Source organism: Brevundimonas sp., from assembly GCF_032107865.1.
Taxonomy (GTDB): domain Bacteria; phylum Pseudomonadota; class Alphaproteobacteria; order Caulobacterales; family Caulobacteraceae; genus Brevundimonas.
In genome coordinates this window covers 12939-32561 of sequence record NZ_DAMCNG010000005.1, presented here as the reverse complement: position 1 = coordinate 32561, position 19623 = coordinate 12939, and the positions used below count along the sequence as shown (strand labels likewise).

The window sequence follows — 19623 nt, the reverse complement described above, 5'->3', positions numbered from 1 at the left end:
GCGCCGCCGAGCCGACCGTCGTTCTGGCCCATGAAGACATCGGCGGCGCGTTCGGCGAGGCCCTGCTGGCGCCCGCCGACTGGCCGCTGGACGGGGCTGCGCCTCCCGTCGCGCAGGCCGGCGAGGACGCCGCCTATGTCATCTACACCTCGGGGTCGACCGGCGATCCCAAGGGAGTGCTGGTCGAGCATCGGGCCATCGTCAACCGCCTGCTGTGGATGCAGGCCGAGTATGGCATCGGCGCCCAGACCTGCATCCTGCAGAAGACGCCCGCCACCTTCGACGTGTCGGTGTGGGAGTTCTTCCTGGCGCTGATCTCGGGCGGCGAACTGGTCGTGGCCCCGCCCGGCGCGCACCGTGATCCGGCGGCCATCGCGGGGCTGATCCGCCGCCACGCGATCACCGACCTGCACTTCGTCCCCTCCATGCTGTCGGCCTTTCTGGCCGATCCGGCGGCCAAGGACATCGCGGTCGCCCACGTCTTCTGCAGCGGCGAGGAACTGCCCGCCGAACTGCGCGACCGCTTCCACCAGACGGTCAGCGCCGAACTGCACAACCTGTACGGCCCGACCGAAGCGGCGGTGGACGTCAGCTACTGGGCCGCCGGGCCGGAGGATTCGTCCCGCCCCATGCCGATCGGCTGGCCGGTGTGGAACACGCGGCTGGTCATTCTGGACGAGCGGCTACGCCCCGTGGCGCCCGGCATGGGCGGCCATCTGCATCTGGGAGGGGTGCAACTGGCGCGCGGCTATCTGAACCGGCCCGATCTGACCAAGGACCGCTTCATCTCCGACCCGCACCATCCGGGCCAGCGGCTGTATCGCACCGGCGACGTGGCGCGCAGGCGGGCGGATGGAGCCGTCGTCTATCTGGGTCGCAGCGACCATCAGGTGAAGATTCGCGGCCTGCGCATCGAACTGGGCGAGATCGAAGCCGCCGTCATCGCCAGCGGTCTGGCGCGCGAGACGGTGGTGCTGGCCCGCGAGGACCGTCCGGGCGAGCGCCATCTGGTCGCCTATCTGGTCCCGGCCGAGGGCTATGACCCCGCCGCCCTGAAGGCGAAGCTGGCCGCGCGTCTGCCTGATTACATGGTGCCCGCCGCCATCGTGGCGCTGGACGCCCTGCCGACGACCTCCAACGGCAAGCTGGACCGCAAGGCGCTGCCCGCCCCGCTGTTCGAGGCCGCTGCGGGCCGGGCGGCCGAGACGCCGACCGAGAAGATCATCGCCGAACTGTTCGCCGAGACGCTGGGCAGGGCCGAACCGGCGGGCGCTGACGACGACTTCTTTACGCTGGGCGGCGACTCCCTGCTGGCGGTTCATCTGATGATGCTGATCCGCGAGCGGCTGGGGCGCGATCCGGGGCTGGGCGCCCTGTTCGACCGGCCGCGCGTGGCCGAACTGGCCGCCCTGATCGACGCCGAGGCGCTGGACTTCGACAACGGGTTGGGCGTGTTGATCCGTCTGGCCGAGGGCGATCCGGCCCTGCCGCCGCTGTTTCTGATCCACCCGGCGGGGGGGCTGTCGTGGGGCTATCGGACGCTGGCGCGCGCCCTGTCGCCGCGCCGCACGGTGTGGGGCGTGCAGTCGCCTGCGCTGGACCCCGACAACGCCCTGCCGGACGGAATCGACGCGCTGGCGTCGGTCTATGTCGATCATATTCTGGCCTTGGGCGCGCCCGGTCCGGTGCATATCGCCGGCTGGTCCGTCGGCGGCATCATCGCCCAGGCGGCGGCGGTCGAGCTGGAGCGGCGCGGGGTCAAGGTCGGGCTGATGGCCATGCTGGATTCCTATCCGGCCGAGTGCTGGCGCGCTGAGCCTGATCCGGACCCGGTCGACGCCATGCGCGCCCTTCTGGCGATCGCCGGATACGACCCGACCCAGTATCCCGAGCTGCGCAGCCGCGCGGCCATCCTCTCCTTCCTGAAGGCGGGCGACAGCGCGCTGGGCGGCCTGCCCGAGGCGGCGCTGGACGGGGTGATCCGCGTGGTGCTGGACACCAATCGTCTGGTGCGTGAACACCACCACAAGCCCTTCAGCGGCCGCACCACCCACGTCCGCGCGGCGCTGGACCACAAGGAGCGCGACCTGACGCCGGGCCTGTGGCGGCCCTATGCGGCCGATCTGGACGTGGTCGAGGTTCCCTTCCTGCACCCACAACTGACCGGCCCGGCGGCGACGGCCCTGATCGCCCCTGCGCTCGACGCCCGCATGGCCGCCTATGAGGAGATCGCGCGATGAGAGACAGCGGACTGTCCGGCCGTCTGGCCCTGGTCACGGGCGCGGGCGGCGGCATCGGCGCCGCCGTCGTGCGCCTGCTGGTCGAGGAGGGCGCGCGCGTAGTCGCCACCGACCTGCCGTCGACGGCCCTGTCGGGTCTGGCCTTCCTGAACGGCGTGCGGGTCGAGCCGCTGGACGTGTCCGACGGCGCGGCGGTCGAGGCCCTGTTCGACCGGATAGAGGCCGAAGACGGCCCGATCGACCTCGTGGCCAGCGTGGCGGGCGTCCTGTCCAATGTGACGGTGGATCAGACCTCCGACGCTGAATGGCGCCGCGTCTTCGCCGTCAACACGGACGGGGTCTTCCATCTGGGCCGCGCGGCGTCGCGCCGGATGGGCGAGCGAGGCAAGGGCGCCTTCGTCACCGTCAGCTCGAACGCGGCGGGCGTGCCGCGTCATGCGATGGCGGCCTATGCCGCGTCCAAGGCGGCGGCGACCATGTTCACCCGCTGTCTGGGGCTGGAGCTGGGGCCGAAAGGCGTCCGCTGCAACATCGTCGCCCCCGGCTCGACCCTGACGCCGATGCAGACCGGCATGTGGGCCGATGAGGACGGCGCCGCCCGCGTCATCGCCGGCTCGCCCGAGACGTTCAAGGCGGGCATTCCGTTACAGAAGCTGGCGACGCCCGAAGACATCGCCGAGGCGGTGGTCTTCCTGCTGTCCGACCGCGCCGCCCACATCACCATGACCGACCTCTATGTCGACGGCGGGGCCACGCTGCGCGCCTGATCCCGCCGCCCTGACCTGCTTTTAAGACAGCTTCGCCTCGACGATCCGGGCGAAGACCGAGGCCACGTTGGGCAGCAGGTCGTCGTTGAAGTCATAGGCGGTCTGGTGGACCATCGTCCCGCCCTGTCCGACGAAGAAGTAGGCCCCCGGCGCGATCTGCAGCATATAGGCGAAGTCGTCGGTGAACGGGTACGGCTTCAGGTCGCGATGCACCTTGCCTGCGCCGAACACGCCGCCCGCCGCCGCCGCCGCCACATCGGCCTGGGCCGCGGCGTTGAAGACGGGCGGCACGCCCGCCGTCTCGCGCACCGTGACGGTGCAGCCGGTCATGACGCCGACGCCCGCGCAGATGGCCTGAAGCCTCTGCCACATCGTTTCGATCACGTCGGACGAGGTGGCGCGCAGGGTGCCCGCCAGACTGGCTTCGTGCGGCACGACGTTGTGTGACGATCCGGCCTGAAGCTTGGTCACGGTGATCAGGGCAGGCTCCATCGGGTCGACGTGACGGCCGACGATGGACGAGATTTCAGAGGCGACGCGCACGGCGGCCTGAACGGGGTCTTTTGTCTTGTGCGGGGCGGCGCCGTGGCCGCCGACGCCCTGAATGTCGATCTCCCACACCTTATAGCCGTTCATGGTCGGGCCGGTGTGGACCGCCGCCACGCCCAGCGGCAGCAGCGGCATGTTGTGGTAGCCGTAGACCTCGTCGCACGGATAGCGGTCGAACAGGCCGTCCCTGATCATGGCGATGGCGCCCAGACCCGTCTCTTCCGCCGGTTGGAAGATCAGCACCACGCGGCCGCGCGCGGGCGGATTGGCGGCCAGATGGCGCGCCACGCCTAGCAGGGTCGCCGTATGGCCGTCGTGGCCGCAGGCGTGAGAGACGCCGGGCTTGGTCGAGGCGTGAGGAACCTTGCTGTCGTCGTTCATGGGCAGGGCGTCCATGTCGGCACGCAGGCCGATGGACGGGCCGGGCTCGCGTCCTTCGACGACGGCGACCACGCCCTCGCCGCCGATGCCGCCCTCGGGGTTCAGTCCCAAACCTTCCAGCACCTCGAACACCAGCTTTGCGGTGCGCGACTCCTGACCGGACAGTTCCGGATGGGCGTGGATGTCCCGGCGCCAGGCGGTCATTTCAGAGGCCAAGGCGGCGAGGGCAGGCAAGGGCGTCATGGGGCGCGCATCCGTCGAATAGGGGAGGCGGCGAGGCTAGCATCGCCGCTGCCGAAACGACATAGCGACAGGGATTGCTTCCTATCCCCAAGGGCGTCGTGATGTTGTTGTTCGGAAGGTGGTGGCGGACAGAGAGTCCGCCTATTGCCCAGTAATATCAAGCTTTCTGGTGGTGTATCATTATGTACCCACGTTTCTGCCCATGCTTTATGATCGCTGTGTTGGCCTTATGCTGCTGCATTGCCAGTGACCCATTTGCCGAAGCGGCCTCCTCACCTTAATGCCTTGGGCGTCAAATGCGGGCCGCTCCGGGCTGGTGATTAGGTGTGGTGTACGGTGAATAGAATGATTATTCACCGTAAATGTTGCGGTGAATAATCTTGCATCTACGGTGAATGCCGATCATATTTACCGCAAGAGGTGCGGTGTTTATGACGTATGTCCACGAACAGGATGGTTGGCCGGGCTTGCGGTGGAGCGACGAACGCCTCGTCGAGCCTTTGGCCGCCGTGCGCCATCGCCAGGGACGGTTGATCGGCCACATGGAGGCGCTGGGCTTTCCACTGCGCGAGGAAGCTGTCCTGCGAACCCTGACAGAGGACGTGCTGAAGTCCAGCGAGATCGAGGGCGAGGTGCTGGATCGGGAGCAGGTGCGCTCCTCCATCGCCCGGCGCCTGGGCATGGATGTCGGCGGGTTGATCGAAGCGGATCGCAACGTCGAAGGCGTCGTTGAAATGATGCTCGACGCCACGCAGAACTTTGCTCAACCGCTGACCGCAGACAGGCTGTTCGGCTGGCACGCGGCGCTTTTCCCTACGGGGCGCAGCGGGATGAGCCGCATCACTGTTGGGGCGTGGCGCACGGGCGAGGGCGACCCCATGCAGGTCGTGTCGGGGCCTATCGGGCGTGAGCACGTCCACTATGAAGCCCCTGAGGCGGCGCGGCTGGACGCGGAAATGGCGCGCTTTCTCCAATGGTTTGAGACCGCGGCGGCCGATCCTGTTCTCAAGGCCGGCATCGCCCATTTCTGGTTCGTCACCGTCCACCCGTTCGATGATGGCAATGGCCGCATCGCGCGCGCCATCGCAGATCTCGCCTTGGCGCGGGCGGAAGGGACGCCTCAGCGCTTCTACAGCATGTCCGCCCAGATCCGCGCCGAACGGAAGGCCTATTACGACCTGCTAGAGGCCACCCAGAAGGGCGACCTCGACATCACGCCCTGGCTGCTTTGGTTCATCGCCTGCCTAGATCGCGCCTTCGACGGCGCGGAGATGATCCTCGCCAGCGTTCTGCGCAAGGCGCGGTTCTGGGAGGCGCTCGCCGGGCAATCGCTGAACGAGCGTCAGCGTAAGGTCATCAATCGATTGCTGGACGGCTTCGAGGGGAAGCTGACGAACGCCAAGTGGGCGGCCTTGGCGAAGACTTCGCCGGACACGGCGTTGCGCGACATCAACGATCTGGTCAGCCGGGGAATCCTGGCGAAGGAGCCTGGCGGCGGACGGAGCACCAGCTACTCGCTGGCTGTGTGATCGTTAAGTGAGGCTGCGGAGTGTTGGGAGAACGAGAGACCTTTGGCGCGTAAAAAACGACAACTGAGCTTCGAGAGAGAGGCGGTCATACAGCATGCCATGCGTCACCATCCGCACTGTCCGGCGGACCTCGTCGCTCGCTATGCGGACGAGATCAGTACGCGCGAATGGGAGACGCCGCTCACCTTGGGTCATGCCTTTGGTCTTACGGCGACCAATCATGTGCGTCACAAACTGACCGACTACGATCGCCTGCTTCGCGTCCCAGGTCTGACGCGCGAGGAGGCGCGGATCATCGTGTCATGCGAGGTGCGGTCTATCCTGGCTGAGTGGGTGAGAAAGCCGAAGTAGGTAAGTCCACGGGACGGTACTAAGAAGCAAGGGGAGGTGTTGGCAAAGGGCCGAGCCTACGGGCGCGAACGCTGATCGCATGGGGCGTCTGAGGGCGCTGTATATTCGCTCCTTCGCGCAGACATCAGATTTAGCAATATTCCAAAATTGGCGGAGCTCTTCGAGCAATGGCTTCAACGCGCAATGAGCGGACATCAGCGAGCGTCCGCGAGTGGGCGCTCATTCCTTATTGGTGTCGAGCTCCTAGCACCACTCGCCAGCGTGCCGCTCGTGTTTTCAACAAGCCAGGGGAAGGGCATGAGACCAAGCAGTCGCTCCAATATCTGGAAGGCAGAGTTTGCTTCGATCGCGCCCACGCGAATCACCTTCTATTTACATCGCTTTCTGCGTTCGAGGATCCATGTCAAAGACTCAACCGCTCTTCAACGCCCGCGTCTTGCGCGGGATTCTAAGGGGTGAGCGAGAGCGCGGCGTTCAGGTGCCGGCGACGGCCGTAACAGCAATCAATCATTGGATTGACCAGCTGGAACGCGGTGTACTGAACCGGCTGAGCGAGAGCTCGGCCGAGCAGACCTTCAACAATGAGATTTTCGGAACCGTGCTCGGCTACGTCCAAGTCGGCCAAGCCGTGGAAGCTACCCTAGTTCCGAAGCGGTCAAGTGGACGTGACACGCCTGACTTCGTTTTAGGCCGCTTCGACCTCACCGCCGGCGTAGAAGAGTGGATAGCGGTCGGCGAGATCAAAAACGCCAAGACCGACCTAGAGCAGCCGCAGGTAAGCCGGCCCAGTCGTGAAACGCCGATCGAGCAAGGCTTCCGCTATGGGACCAAGAAGGCTGGCGTGGAGTGGGTGCTTGTCACCAATCTGCGCGAGGTCCGCCTATATAAGAACGGATACACTGGTGCCCATCATGCGTGGTCGCTCGAGGGCCTTCGGGACGGCGAGCAACTGTTCGAGTTCTACGTCTTGCTCAGGCCGGAGGGCCTTCTCGGGCTCGGCCGCGAGCCCGTTGCGGAACGGGCTTTCCGAGAATCCATTTCGGCCGGCCGAGATCTGACCGAGGGCTTCTACGGTCTCTACAAGGAGGTCCAGCAGGCCCTGATCTCGAATCTCGCAGGGCAAGTCGCTTCGACCGGAATGACGACGACCCAGCTTTACGGCAAGACCCATAAGCTCTTGAACCGCGTTCTGTTCACCGCCTTTTGCGAGGACCATCCGGCCGAGCTCGTCCCTAGGAACACCCTTCGGCAACTCGCGCAGAAGGCGCGGTCCGAGAGGCGTGAGGGCTCATACTGGGACGCCTATCGCGCGCTGTTTTCAGCTCTCAACTCTGGCGGCGGGATCGACGGGGTGGCGTTTAACGCATTCAACGGCGGCCTTTTCGCCCATGATCCATATTTCGAGGCGGTGGAGCTGCCAAACACTCTGTTCGAAACCAGGTTCCGGGCTGGCAAAGGCCGGCGCCAGAGTCTGGAGATAGTCGGAATCTTCGGGTTCGATGTCTACGACTTCGCGGAAGATCTCAACGAACAAGCCTTAGGGGCGATCTTCGAACAGAGCCTGAAGGACATCTCGAGCGGCCCTGCTCGGGTTCGGGGGGTCGGCGAGGTCGAGGTGACGACCCAACAAGTCGGTGGAGTCTACTACACGCCGCGCGAAATCACCTCGCACCTAGTAGCGGCCGCCCTAGGCAGAGCGTTCGAGCGACTCCAGAACGATTCCGAAGCCTCCACCGCCGCCAATTCTCGGACGACAACCGGAGAACGCGGTGCGTCGCGCCGCCGGCAGACCTTTCTGCTGACCGACTACGCGGAACGGCTCGGGACGCTCCGGGTGATGGATCCGGCCTGCGGTTCCGGAGCCTTCCTTGTGGAAGCCCTGAGTCAGCTGCACAACGAGCATGAAAAGACAAACCGCGCCCTAGCGGAACTGCGAGGTTCACGGCGACAGAGGTCTTTCCTGGACTTGGATCGCTTAATTCTGCGTCAGAATCTCTTCGGTCGCGATCTGCTGCCCGAGTCCGTTGAGATCTCCCGACTGAGCATCTGGCTTCGGACCGCGCGACGGGGCGAACGGCTGGAGACCTTGGACAATTCGATTACGGTTGGCGACTCGCTAATAGCCGAGGACGAAACCTACGACGTGATCGTCGGCAATCCGCCTTGGGGAGCCGAACTCGAGGGGTGGTCGCCACAGGCCGTAGAGGAACGCTTCCCTCAAGGCGGCGAAGAAAAGGACTCCTACGCTCTGTTCGTCATCAGGGCATGGGAAATGCTTAGGCCGGGAGGAATGCTAGCCTTCATCATACCGAACTCTTGGTTGACCGTCGATGGGTACACAGCCTTCCGGGCTTGGTTGCTGCGCCATTTCGAGGTTTTGGAGGTCACAAGCACTTGGAAGATCTTCAAGGACGTGAACCATGACACCTCTCTTCTGGTGGCGAGGAGGCGCGTCGAGCCGATCGCGAACATCGCAGCCGTCACGGGAGGCACGATCCGAGTTGCCGCACTGGCCCGGGGGCGAACGGAAGGGGCCAAGCTAAAGCAGCTCGCTGAACGCGACTGGTCCATTACTCATGACGCGACCGAAGGCTTCCAAGCCCGCCAGCCGAACCATCGCTTCGAGGTCATCTACTCGCCACGCATCGCCGATGAACTGGACCAGATTTCAGCCCGCTGCCGACGTTTGGACGAGGTCGCCGATGTGACTGTTGGGATCCAAGTCTATCATCACACCAAGGTGTCGAAGGAGTTCATCAAAAAGAAGGGCTTCCACAGTCAAACGCCAGAAAGCAGCGACTACTACCCTTATGTCGATGCCAACGATGTACAAAGGTATTTCATCGAGCCGAGCACGACTCAGTGGCTGAAGTACTCTGACCTCCTACGAGACAAGCGCGACCTGACGCACTACAGGCTGCCACGTATCCTTGTTCAGCAGATATTTTGGCAGGGCATGTCCGCTTGCCTGGAGGCGCCGACAGACCCTGTTCTCTATCTGAACACCCTGTTCGCGATCTACAACGCGAGAGACTACGAGTTGGCCACCCTTCTCGGCCTGCTCAATAGTAGGTTCGTTTCCTCGACCTACGAGCGCTTCGCCAACCGACTATTCGGTGATAAATTCCCTAAGGTGAGCAAACTCGACCTTGCCAGTATTCCGGTGCCTCGAATGAGTGCTCCAGTTGCTAAGGTGATCGGAGACGCGGCGGTCGGTTTGCAGGAACACTGGGAGTTTCTAAGAAGAGCGATGCGGGAGGCGGGGCAAGATCTCGCAGTGGCTAGGTCCGACATGAAGCTTACGCGGTTCGACAAGTTCTGGCTGATGTCGGAGGTCCAGTTCATCAGCCGAGCTTCGGATCTCTTCGGTCCCTTGAACCCCCAACAGCTCGCCCTCGTACGTTTGGCCTATAGCAAGGCTAAAGGCGCAGTGGATACACGTTGGCACCTCATAAAAAAAGCTGAGGAGGACTTGGAGATTGCCGTTCGCAAGGCCTATCGCGTCAGCGACCGCGTCTACGACGCCGTAATTGATCGCGCACCGGCTGCGAGCATCAGCTGGGCGCTAAGGCCATAGTTGTTGCCGGGCTTAGCGTGGGGGACGTAGGCCTGCCTCTGGTGGCTTTCGACCCTCAAAGACGCATTTATCGGGGGCGGCCTTTGAAAGCAACGAAGGCCCAAATCAACGCAGCGCCAATACCGGTCATTCGCTTCACTCCATGAACCTGACATGCAGCCCGCAGCCTCTGGATAGTGAGTGCAAGTAGCCAAAGAGCCGTCATTTCGATGGTGAATTGGGGGATGATAGATGGAGCAAGCCGCATATGACAGAGTCCGTGGCCCCCGCAGCAGTATCGAGCTTCCTCAACGGGATTGCGGCCGAGCTCGCCGGGATCCATCGCGGCAAGACCTACTCGCAATGGCGCGAGGAGGCGGTCCATCGCGTGGATCATGTCCTCGCGTCCGCCGAACCCTTTTCCGCCCTCGCGGAGCGCTGGGTCTTCCTGGGGGACGGAGCCTACTCACTTGTTGGTGGCCAGTTTGGAGGATGGGCCATCGACCGGCTCCTCGACAAGGCGACCCCGGATGAGATTGTCGCGCTGTTTTGGGAGGAAGTCGGGCGCAACAAGGCTGTCTACGAAGACGTGTCGCCGGTGCTCGGTGTCCAGATCACCGAGGTCTGCGATCTGGGCGACGGCGTTCGTCTCGTGCCCCCTCCAATAAACATGCTCGACATCGCTGGCTTTCGCCAACGTTTTCCCTGGCCTCAACTCCCGTCCGAAACCGGATTTCTCGTTCAACGCTACGTCGTGACTCCTGCCTTCGAGCAACGGGCGGCGGACGCATCTTCCCCGACCGGAGGCAGCGTAACGCTGCCAGACTTTCAAAGCCGCGAAGCGGTTCGACGGCGCTGTCGGCTGGCTTGTCTCCTCGGAACCGGCGGCGCAGTCGAACTGCCGATGTCCGTCGTGCTCGAAGACCCTAGCGCTCTGTTTGCGGCGGGCGGGACATTGTCCGGCCGCCCCTTTGCCGCGCAGCCATTCTCCTCATTTCCGTCAGACCTGACCGCCATCCACACCGCGTTTGATCAACTGGCTAAATTTGCGGAAGGAGATATCCTTACTCGCGCCATAGACCGTCTTGGACGGTCGCGGCTGGCGGTTCACCAGGTCGACCGCGCTCTTGATCTGGGAATGGCCGCTGAGATTGTCCTGATGCACGATCAAGGCGGTTCCAATACGGAGATCACACAAAAGATCGGGACACGGGCCGCCTGGCTCCTGGGCGAGGACGCGGAAGACCGCGCGCACATCTTTGGCCAGATTAGGCAACTCTACGCCGCACGATCGACCGCTGTGCATTCCGGTAGTCTGGGTTCGAACAGCAAGGTCGATCTCGACGCAGCCGACGCCCTCGTCGCACGCGTGATTCTGGCCATCCTTCAGCGTGGGACGTTCCCCGATTGGATGCGCCTCATCTTGGGTGGGGTTGAGAAAGCAAATGGAAACGATCTGTAGTCAGGCCGGCGGCAGCGCGCTCACGGGTATCGCTTGCTTTATCTATGATTTTCAGACGCTGCTGACCGGTCTGGCGGCGATAATGGTCGCGATCATCGCCGGCGTTCCCGTATGGCGGCAGCTCAAGGACACCAACCTTCAGACGCGCATCTCGCATCGCGAGACTTTGGCGAGCCTCCTGCGCGATGCGCTCGACCGCTATGAACGGGTCGATAAGTCAATCCGAGAGCCCCTGTCGCTCGCCAGCCGGCTTACAAGCGATCCCGAGGGCGAGGCTCTCCCTATCGAAGCGCCAGACGCCCATCATCTTGAGCAAGTGCTGTCCGGCAGGCTTGATTGGTACCTTGTCGTGCTCGAAGCGACGGAGGAAGGCGATATCGAGTCCCGCAAAGCGGGCCTGAAGGCGGCGTTGGAAACGCTGGTCACGACCTTGGTCGACGCGCATTGGGCCGATCACAATGACCAGCAACAGGATGATCAGCGAATTCCGGACGCCGAATGGAGAACCATCGTGGCCCGCTGTGCTGAAGCGAAGATCGAGGCGGCAACGCACGTCACACAGGTCGAGGCGGCCTACCGAGAGCTGCGCGCAGCGCAACAAGCTAGGATCCAGTCTCTGCGAACCCAGATCGCCAAGCTCGACCTCCAGATTTCGTTGCCAAAGTAGTTCCACCCAAGCCTGCCCCGCTGTTGGATCCCCCACCGGTTTCATGGATTGAGAAGCGACAATGCCGTCACTGTTCGAGAATGCCATATCCTCGATCCGCATGGGAGTTGAGGACTACCGCCAGCAAGACGGCGCTCGTGTCCTGTCAGCCGTGCGAAATCTGTATGCTGGCGTGTTGCTGCTCGCCAAGGAAACTCTGATCCGGCAGGCTCCGAACGCCGATCCTCGTGAGGTGATCGGAGTCGCCTTCAAGCCGGTCCCAGACGGTCAAGGTGGCGTCGATCATGTGGTCGCCGGCCATAGAACGATTGATTTCGACACCATCGACAAGCGGTTCAAGGATTTTGGACTGACCATCGACCGGAAGGCGCTATCCGAACTGAACGATACCCGGAATGATATCGAGCACCACTATACGGACAGTCCGGAAGCCTCGATCCGTACCGCGATTGCCAAAGCCTTCCCCGTCATTTCCGCCCTGTTCCGGCAAATCGACGAGAACCCGGTCGAGCATCTCGAAGGTGAATGGGAGACGATGCTGCAGGAGCGCGCGCTCTATGATCACGAGTTGGCGGCGGCGCGCGCCAGTTTGTCGGGCGTCAAATGGCACGCAACCTTCATGGAGAACGCCAAGCTGCAGTGCGGATCGTGCGGATCTGAACTGCTTGAGCAGATAAGCCCCGACAACGAGTCCCAAGGTTGTGTCGAGTTCCGCTGCAGAAACTGCGCAGCGACGCCGGACGCGGCGGATGTTGTCGAGGCCGCTGTGGACGACACCTACGGCGTTGATGAGTATCTACGCGCCAAGGACGCTGGTGAAAACGGTCCGATTTACGATTGTCCGGTCTGCGAACGGCATACCTATCTCGAAAACGAAGACATATGCGCCAACTGCGGCGAAGGCCTCGATTACACCAGCGAATGCGCCCGGTGCAGCAACGCGATCTCCATTCAGGGCTATCTCGACGGCTTAGACGAGGGCCTGTGCGGCTACTGCACCCATGTGGCCGAGAAGGTGATGCGCGAGTGAGCTTGGTTTACACCGTGCCAAATGCGCCGCCCTTGCACCCGACGAGCAACGGCCACCTCAGGCGTTCGCGCTAGGCGTCCTCAATGTTCCAGTTCTCATACAACACCTGCAAGAGCTCCTCCTGTCGTGCTTCGACGCTGTCTGGGGTCCACTCTTCCTGTGAGATGACCTGGCTGGTGAGGGCGTAGGACGAGACGTTCTTCGTGCCGGAGAAGTAGACGTCGCACTTGCGATCGAACTCGTAATTCTGAGCGGAGGAATTCTTCTTCTTGTTCAAAGGCACGAGGTTTGCAAGGCGATGAACCCACGTCTTGCGCTCGGCCGCGTCCGGCCACCATTCACCCCACACGCTGTTGGCGGGCACGGTCTGGGGCAAGACGTGCTCGATGGTGAGAATTTTGGGATCGTAAGTCGCGGCGCCATCAGAGATGAACGAGTCCAGGCGCAAGATCAGGTAGTTGCGACGCCGGGGCGTGAGCTCATAAACGTTGCCGTCCAGAGCGTCGCGGAAGGCTTCGTGATCTTCATCCGTGAAGTCGAAACTATCCATCTCGTCGGGCTCCGCGCCCGATTGGATGTCGGTAATCAGATCGGCGTAGGCCTCGATCCGATCGTTGACGTTCCAGCGGCACACATGCATGAAGGCGGCGAGGCGTTCAAGCTGCCTGAAGAAGCGCACGACCTTCTTGGGCTTGTTCCGCTGCTCCATGAGATAGAGCATCGCTGGCGGAATCCAATCGGAGTTGTCGATTCGGTTGAGCCATCCGATGTAGGAATTGACCTCCTCGGCGTGGGAGGTCGCCGCGTAGGACGCAGTCCGGATCGCCTCCAGGGCGTCGGCAAACGGTTCAAGAACGTCGTCGATGAAGGCTTTGGGGTCCGGATTCTTCGGTAGGACGTGGGCCCGAAACTCTTCGAGGAGCGACCGCTTCGCCTTATCCTTGGCGTAGATCATGCGGATATAGGTGAAGAGGTCGTTGAAGCCGGTCCGCGTGAGGTCGACCTCCAGCTCCTCCCACTTGTCATTGTACTCCTGCCTGTCGCCCTCATCCTTCAGCTTGCCGATCGTATCGGCTTTGATGATATCGGTCGGCTGGAGATCCAATCCGCGGCTATTCATGACAGAGAAGACGCGGAACGCGGATTCCTGGCTCGGAGTGGAGACCGCGACGAGATAGCACCGCGTCAGCAGGAAGGTGACGAAGGCCTCCAGCTCTTCCGGCGTGGAAAAGGTGTCGGCGATCGCCTTGACGAAGTAGGCCGCATTCGAACGGATGTTAGTCTGAGACTCATTCTCCAGCGACGAGGGGTCGCGGTCGATGAGAGCCTCAAGCCGTAGTCCCTGAACATATTTGGCGAAGAATTTGCGATCCCGCTCGCGCAGCGAGAGTCGCGGCTTGGGCAGGATGCCTTCCATCTTCTTGCCCGCCTCTAAGATGTAGGGGCGAAGCTCGTCCTTGTCGGCGCCATCATTGGCCGAGGCCATTGCCGCGAGCAGGATCGTGAGCGTGGTGAGGCGCTGCTGCCCATCGACCACCTGCGAAAGGGCCTCGCCCTCGGTCTTGATCAGCACGATGCTGCCGAGAAAATAACCCTCTTCATCCTCAGCTTGAAAGAAGGCCAACAAGTCGCCGAATAGCTCGGACGCCTGGTCGACGGTCCATGCGTATGGCCTTTGATACGAAGGGATGACGTATTCGAAGTCAGAACTAAAGATCTTCGCAAGCGGAAACTCTGCTCCGCTGATTTTCTTCGACACGACTGCCCCCTGAGATGTTGCCCGGGTGTAAATCAGCGATCGCGAGTGTCAATCCATGCCCGTAACGCGCCGTTCGTCGCGCCGTGGTACGTTTCAAGGTCGTGGGACAGACGACCGAGATGGGGAAGGACGTGCCCCGCCCCAATAGGACGCGATCTTCGGTTCATGGCCGGCGCGGGCGGGGGCGCGAGACTCGCCAAGAGCCACTTGGTGAAGTGGGATCGCGTTCCGCGATGCTGAGACGGATCTGTCCAACGCCAGCGTTTCCTGCCTGCTTGCCGCTGGCTAGGTCGCAGTCGCGGCGGTAGGATCGGCCGATATCGATGCTTGCTCGGCGACCTGGACCCAAAGGTGCCAGATCGATATTGGTCCCGGGTCGTCGCCGGGCGATCTTCGCCCCGAGTAACGGAAAGCTCGCTGGTGAGCGGACAGGGCGACGTCATGGCTCAGATTGCCCGGCGCAGGAGAAAGCCCTGTGATTTCATATGGCCCCAGCGTAGATTTTTGGGTGTCTCGGAGAAATGGAACTAGACAGGACTCTGTGGTGGACTGGTCACGGACATAGGCAAGCATGAACGCCTCTCTCACCGCCCAACCATATTCCCCCGTAAGGAACCGCTTCAAGCCCTCGTTGCAGTACAGGGCCCTGGTCTTCCCGCTGGTGGCCTCGATCAGTTTGCACTCGACGATTAGGGGAAACGATGGCGTTCTTCCCCACAGATGAAGGGATAAATCTGGGCGCTTCTCGAGATTGGTTCCGTCGAAACTGAGCGTTTCTTTGCCACGCGCCACACTGCGAACGAGTTGCTCCCACACCGGGAGCTCATCGATCATTCGGTTCAGCCGCGTTTCCATGAGTGCGTTGATCTCGGCCTCCGTACCGGCTGATAGAATCTGGCCCCGGGTTTGCGCGAGATCAGACCAGGCAAGCGCAAGAACATCGGCAATCAACGCCAGATGTTCGTCATGGAGCGCCGGAAACGGCAGCTCCAGGCCCCTTGTGAGCTCGTCGATCTGCTCTGGCCGGGGGAAACACGAGGACGATGTCACGCGGCGCCACGTCCTCTCAATGCGTCCATATGCTCCCAAGCCAGGCGCTGAGCGACGAGCCGCGCCTGTGTCGCGGACCAGTATCGCGCCTGATCGAGCCGCCCCAACCACAGGCAATCCGTGCCTTGCGAGAACACGACCTCGGTGGCGGCGAAGTGATCAGCAAGCGGCAGAAAACGTGCCCAATCCACTGGCTCGGTCTCGGCGCAGCCTTCTTGGGCCCCCAATGAGACGCAGACGCCTCTCCACGGCGAGGCGCTCAGGCGCGGGGCAGGAGCCGCGCTGATCTTGCGTTGGAGGCGATCGGCCCAAGGGAGGAGCTCGCTCGTCAAAGTCTCGCAGAACTGACGCACCTTGTCCTCGGAGGCAGGCTCCTGCGCCAATTTACGGTTCTTGGAGAAGGGTAGTCCGTATTCGAGTGTGTCGAGAATGACCTGCAAATCTCGCGGACGCAGGTGATAGATCGACGCAACCCACCGGTCGACTTCGTCCCATGCATCGACGGCGCCCGAGCTGACGGCTTCGAATAGCTTTGATGCATACGCGCGTTCGTGTTCGGCCAAGCTCTCCAGCGGGGGAAGCCAAAGACCGTCGATGGTGGCCTTTTCGATCGTGTCCCGCTCGAACGCGAACTCCCCGCTTGTGATCAACACCTGCCAGAGCGCGATCTTGCTCCCGATGACGAGGCTCAGGTAGCGAACGAGCTCCGCCCCTCGGTCATAGTGCCGACCGCTATAGCCGTAGAAGCTAGCGTTGAAGACGGCCCCAGCGGGGATAACTGCGGTACGGATCCTGCCCAGCGACGCCGGCGGCGCCTTCTGAACGACCATGAGCGGACCATCGAAGAGGGTTTCCGAACGAGGATCATGGATCCGCTCTTCATCAAACACCGGCAGATCGTCGGAGGAAATCAGCATCCCCTTGATCGTGTGCGGTGTGATGAGGCGCCGACCGTGAAGATACTGGGCTGGCACTCCAGGTTTGCCGTCGCCCGTCTTGCGGATGCGGCTGCTCCTCTTCAGCCGCTGATATCCGTTTCCGGCGAAACGCCCGCGCCCCCCGTCGCTGCCGAACAGCTGTCGCCAGTAGTCACCCAACCGTACGGGCGCATGGGACTGTAAGCGGTCATAGACCTGGACATCGGCCCGAGAGCCCTTGAACAGAAGTTTGAGGATCTCAGGCCGAGAAATCAATTCCTCGGTCGTGATCGGCTCGGCGTTGGTGGCATCGATACGCATGCCGCCCGCATTGTTCAGGGCCGACTCCAGCCTTGGGCTGACAAGCCGGAAGCCGCTCCCCTGGGGCGGCAGCTGATTGTTCGCATAGATGATACAGAACGGCGCATCGATCTCAGGCCAGACCTTCGTCTGCCGCAGTTCGACGCCATTGATGACGCCAGTGACATTGAGCGCGCAAAACAGCGCGCGGCGAGCATCCTGCATGCCGTCGCCTTGTTGGAACAACAGGCGGGCGTGGAGAGCAAAGGCGATCTGGCCTCCCGGTCTCGCCCACTCCATCGCACGCCACACGAAGGGTAAATCGAGCACTTCATTCGGAAGAGGGGGGGGAGGGCTCTCCGGTAGCCGTTCCTGGGCAATCCGCCGGACGATCGATTGTACGTCCGACCATTCGGGCAGACCTGTGCCGCTGGCCCAAGGCGGATTGCCGATGACCAGATCGTAGCTTGCGACATGTTCGTCGCCCACGGCGGGCCCAAGGCTGCCTAAAGCTCGGCGCTCGTCGTCGCGAGCCATCTTGAGAAGTACGCGACCGCGCAGGTTCTTGAAGCGCAGCTTGTGAATCGGTTCGGGGTTTGCGTCGAGTTCGATCGACATCAGGTAGAGGCCCAGCGCCGCGAAACGTAGTGCCGCTTCGTTGATGTCGAAGCCTGTGATCTGCTCATACAGGATTGATCTGAGCGTCTCGGTGTCGGGACGTTGTCCGTCCGCGCGCCAACGTTCGGCGACCAACTGCCTGAACGCCGTCAAAAGAAAGACACCCGCGCCCGCTGACGGGTCCAAGATGCGTGCTGTATGGCAGGGCTGCGTTCGACCAACGGCGTTGAGGCCGCCCCGGACCATCAGGTCGGCGATGGGCCGAGGGGTATAGTAGCCGCCCTCGCGCCTCTGCCGGTCGGGCGAATGTTGATGCAGATAATGTTCGTAAGCTTGGCTGAGGACGCCTACCGGAATGTGGGCGAAGTCCAGATTATCCCAGCGCTCCTGCCATCCGAGATAGAGGGTGCCGCCCGGCGCGCGACGGAGGATGTCGCCGAGGACCTTAAATGCTTCTTCGGGCAACCGATTCCAAATGCCGTGCGACGTCGGAAGGAAGTCTCCATTGAAGGTTTGATCGAGCCAGTTGGAGGTCGCTTCGGCGCGACGCGCGTCGTCGAACAGTTCGGCGGCCGAATAGGCATCGACGCCTAGGGAACTGAGCAGATGCCGATCGCCGAGAAAGCGCGTGAAGAGGGCGCGGCCGACCAGCGAAATCGCATCATCGTCTTCGACGCCGCATACCGTTCGCAGCGTATCGATCGACGTGCCCAGCAGCTTGAGCACAACATGAGAGATCCATTGGCGATTGCCGTTCGGAACGCCGGGCCGCGCGTTGGCCAGATGGGCCAGCGTCGCGATCTCCTGCCCGTCGGCGACCCCGATATCGACGCGAGCCCCAGACGTCTGAGAATCGTCGAGGCCGATAAGATAGACCTCCAATCGCCCCGCTGAGACGACGCCCAGATAGGGCGCATCGCCCCGCATGGCGAGCAGCCTGCGAATACGGTGCAGGCGTCCACGATCAGAATCGACATCCTCCGCTGACATAATGAAGATCAGCGGAGTCCCTTGCCACTCGTAGACCGCGGCGATGGCGCGAAGATCTTCGTTGCCAGCCTCTCTGGCTGCAAGAAGGGTGGCGTAGGGCAACAGATCGGGGCCATCGACGTCCAGAAGGCGCAAGGCGTCCTGATCGGCTCCGAAGCGTTCCAACTCCGAGGCAAGGCTGCTTTTAGATATGACGCTCATATCGCACCGAACTCGGTCGCGATGGGAGGGGGCAAATCGCTGTGATCAGACGTCGTTAGGCAGCCCATTAGCCCGCCCTCAGAATTTGAGGGAGAAAAGGGAGGGCTGTTTGAGCGCTTCCTGGTGCAAGGGGCATCATGCGCCCACCGATGCGGGCAAGTAGCGGATCGCACGGCACGATGAAGGCAGGCTCCGTCAGATGTCGTTCGCTGATCTCCCCGGCCGGGAAAATCTTCGCGGACGTTCTTTCTATCAAGGCGACCAGACCCTCGAGATGAGCTGGACGCGCATCGCCGAGGAGGCGGAACAGCCCATCGACGCCAGCGCCGATCTCACTGATCCGAACGCCATAGCCGCCGGTCAGCTCGCTCGTGATTGCCAAGCCCACCAAGTCTGCAAAGGTGAAGCGGGCGGCCTTTCCCGGCTTCTGAGCGAGGTAAGGCACGGCCTTGCGCCATGCGCGCACGTCGCCCGGTGACACCTGAGCGATGTCTCGGGCCTGCTCTTGAGTGAATTGTATAGTTTGCGCTGACACTCTTTCTTGTCGCTGACGACCAGAAAAAAAGCAAGCATGGGCGATCAAGTCAGCCGACATGCGTTCATCGCCGTGATGATCAAGATCATCAGACCGCGCTGATCGGCCTAGCGCGAAGTCTGGATCCCGAAGGTGCCAACCACCAACTGGTAGGAGGCGCTGATGTGCCGCAACATTTTGGGGCGGGTGTTCTCAAGCTTTACCCAGAAACCGGCGAACTTGGTGGGGAGTACCAGACCCAGGGCTAGGGCAGCAAAGGGCCAATACGGCTGGCTTGATAGTAAGTCGCATATTCCGCGACGGCACTTAACCAACTCTAATCCCGCTCGACCCCAAAAGGCTATCTCGCCAAGCGAGCCTAGCAAAGTTCCGCATGAGTCAGAAGTGGGTGAACTAGCTCTCCCTAAGGAGCGTCTCCGCCTGTGCCAGTACCATTTGCATAGCCAAGTCTGACAGATCTGGTGGGTAGCTGCCAAGC

General features: G+C 62.3%; 13 protein-coding genes. 8 read left to right on the top strand and 5 right to left on the bottom strand.

Features of this window, described 5'->3' with window-relative positions; all coding sequences use genetic code 11:
* On the top strand, nt 1–2240 hold a 2240-nt coding region (locus tag RT567_RS01205), incomplete at its 5' end, for an amino acid adenylation domain-containing protein (protein WP_313573744.1).
* Nucleotides 2237–3007 carry a 2,3-dihydro-2,3-dihydroxybenzoate dehydrogenase gene (locus tag RT567_RS01200; RefSeq protein ID WP_313573743.1) on the top strand — a complete coding sequence of 257 codons (771 nt, stop codon included), beginning with the start codon at nt 2237–2239 and terminating at the stop codon, nt 3005–3007. The genes RT567_RS01205 and RT567_RS01200, both read left to right, overlap by 4 nt.
* Nucleotides 3008–3028: 21 nt before the next feature.
* Here the strand turns inward: RT567_RS01200 and RT567_RS01195 are convergent, their stop codons facing one another.
* The gene (locus tag RT567_RS01195; RefSeq protein WP_313573741.1) at nt 3029–4180 is read right to left on the bottom strand and encodes an amidohydrolase; all 1152 of its coding nucleotides are present in this window, start codon (nt 4178–4180) and stop codon (nt 3029–3031) included.
* Between the two features lie 395 nt (nt 4181–4575).
* On the opposite strand from RT567_RS01195, the gene RT567_RS01190 reads away from it, so the two are divergent.
* The 6 genes from RT567_RS01190 (at nt 4576) to RT567_RS01165 (ending at nt 12775) form a co-directional block, all read left to right on the top strand.
* Nucleotides 4576–5709: a Fic family protein gene (locus RT567_RS01190; RefSeq protein ID WP_313573740.1), complete on the top strand. Its 1134-nt coding sequence runs from the start codon at nt 4576–4578 to the stop codon at nt 5707–5709.
* Nucleotides 5710–5751: 42 nt separating this feature from the next.
* A complete protein-coding gene (locus tag RT567_RS01185) occupies nt 5752–6060 on the top strand; it encodes a DUF2293 domain-containing protein (protein WP_313573738.1) in 309 nt (102 codons plus the stop codon).
* Nucleotides 6061–6460: 400 nt separating this feature from the next.
* Nucleotides 6461–9637 (top strand): Eco57I restriction-modification methylase domain-containing protein, encoded by a 3177-nt coding sequence (locus RT567_RS01180; RefSeq protein ID WP_313573736.1) that lies wholly within the window; start codon nt 6461–6463, stop codon nt 9635–9637.
* Between the two features lie 247 nt (nt 9638–9884).
* Nucleotides 9885–11078, top strand: a complete 1194-nt coding sequence (locus tag RT567_RS01175) for a HEPN domain-containing protein (protein ID WP_313573734.1) — start codon at nt 9885–9887, stop codon at nt 11076–11078.
* On the top strand, nt 11062–11745 hold the full coding sequence (locus RT567_RS01170) for a hypothetical protein (RefSeq protein WP_313573732.1): 684 nt from the start codon (nt 11062–11064) through the stop codon (nt 11743–11745). Before RT567_RS01175 ends, RT567_RS01170 begins: the two co-directional genes overlap by 17 nt.
* 61 nt (nt 11746–11806) lie before the next feature.
* Nucleotides 11807–12775: a hypothetical protein gene (locus tag RT567_RS01165; RefSeq protein WP_313573730.1), complete on the top strand. Its 969-nt coding sequence runs from the start codon at nt 11807–11809 to the stop codon at nt 12773–12775.
* A gap of 70 nt (nt 12776–12845) precedes the next feature.
* On the opposite strand, the gene RT567_RS01160 is transcribed toward RT567_RS01165, so the two are convergent.
* The 4 genes from RT567_RS01160 to RT567_RS01145 form a co-directional block, all read right to left on the bottom strand.
* Nucleotides 12846–14534: a DUF262 domain-containing protein gene (locus RT567_RS01160; RefSeq protein WP_313573728.1), complete on the bottom strand. Its 1689-nt coding sequence runs from the start codon at nt 14532–14534 to the stop codon at nt 12846–12848.
* Between the two features lie 285 nt (nt 14535–14819).
* Nucleotides 14820–15584, bottom strand: coding sequence for a hypothetical protein (locus tag RT567_RS01155; RefSeq protein WP_313573726.1), 765 nt, complete (start codon nt 15582–15584; stop codon nt 14820–14822).
* The gene (locus tag RT567_RS01150) at nt 15581–18574 is read right to left on the bottom strand and encodes an N-6 DNA methylase (RefSeq protein WP_313573725.1); all 2994 of its coding nucleotides are present in this window, start codon (nt 18572–18574) and stop codon (nt 15581–15583) included. The genes RT567_RS01155 and RT567_RS01150 overlap by 4 nt, the downstream gene beginning before the upstream one ends.
* Before the next feature lie 103 nt (nt 18575–18677).
* Nucleotides 18678–19205 carry a hypothetical protein gene (locus tag RT567_RS01145; protein ID WP_313573723.1) on the bottom strand — a complete coding sequence of 176 codons (528 nt, stop codon included), beginning with the start codon at nt 19203–19205 and terminating at the stop codon, nt 18678–18680.
* Between the last annotated feature and the right edge of the window lie 418 nt (nt 19206–19623).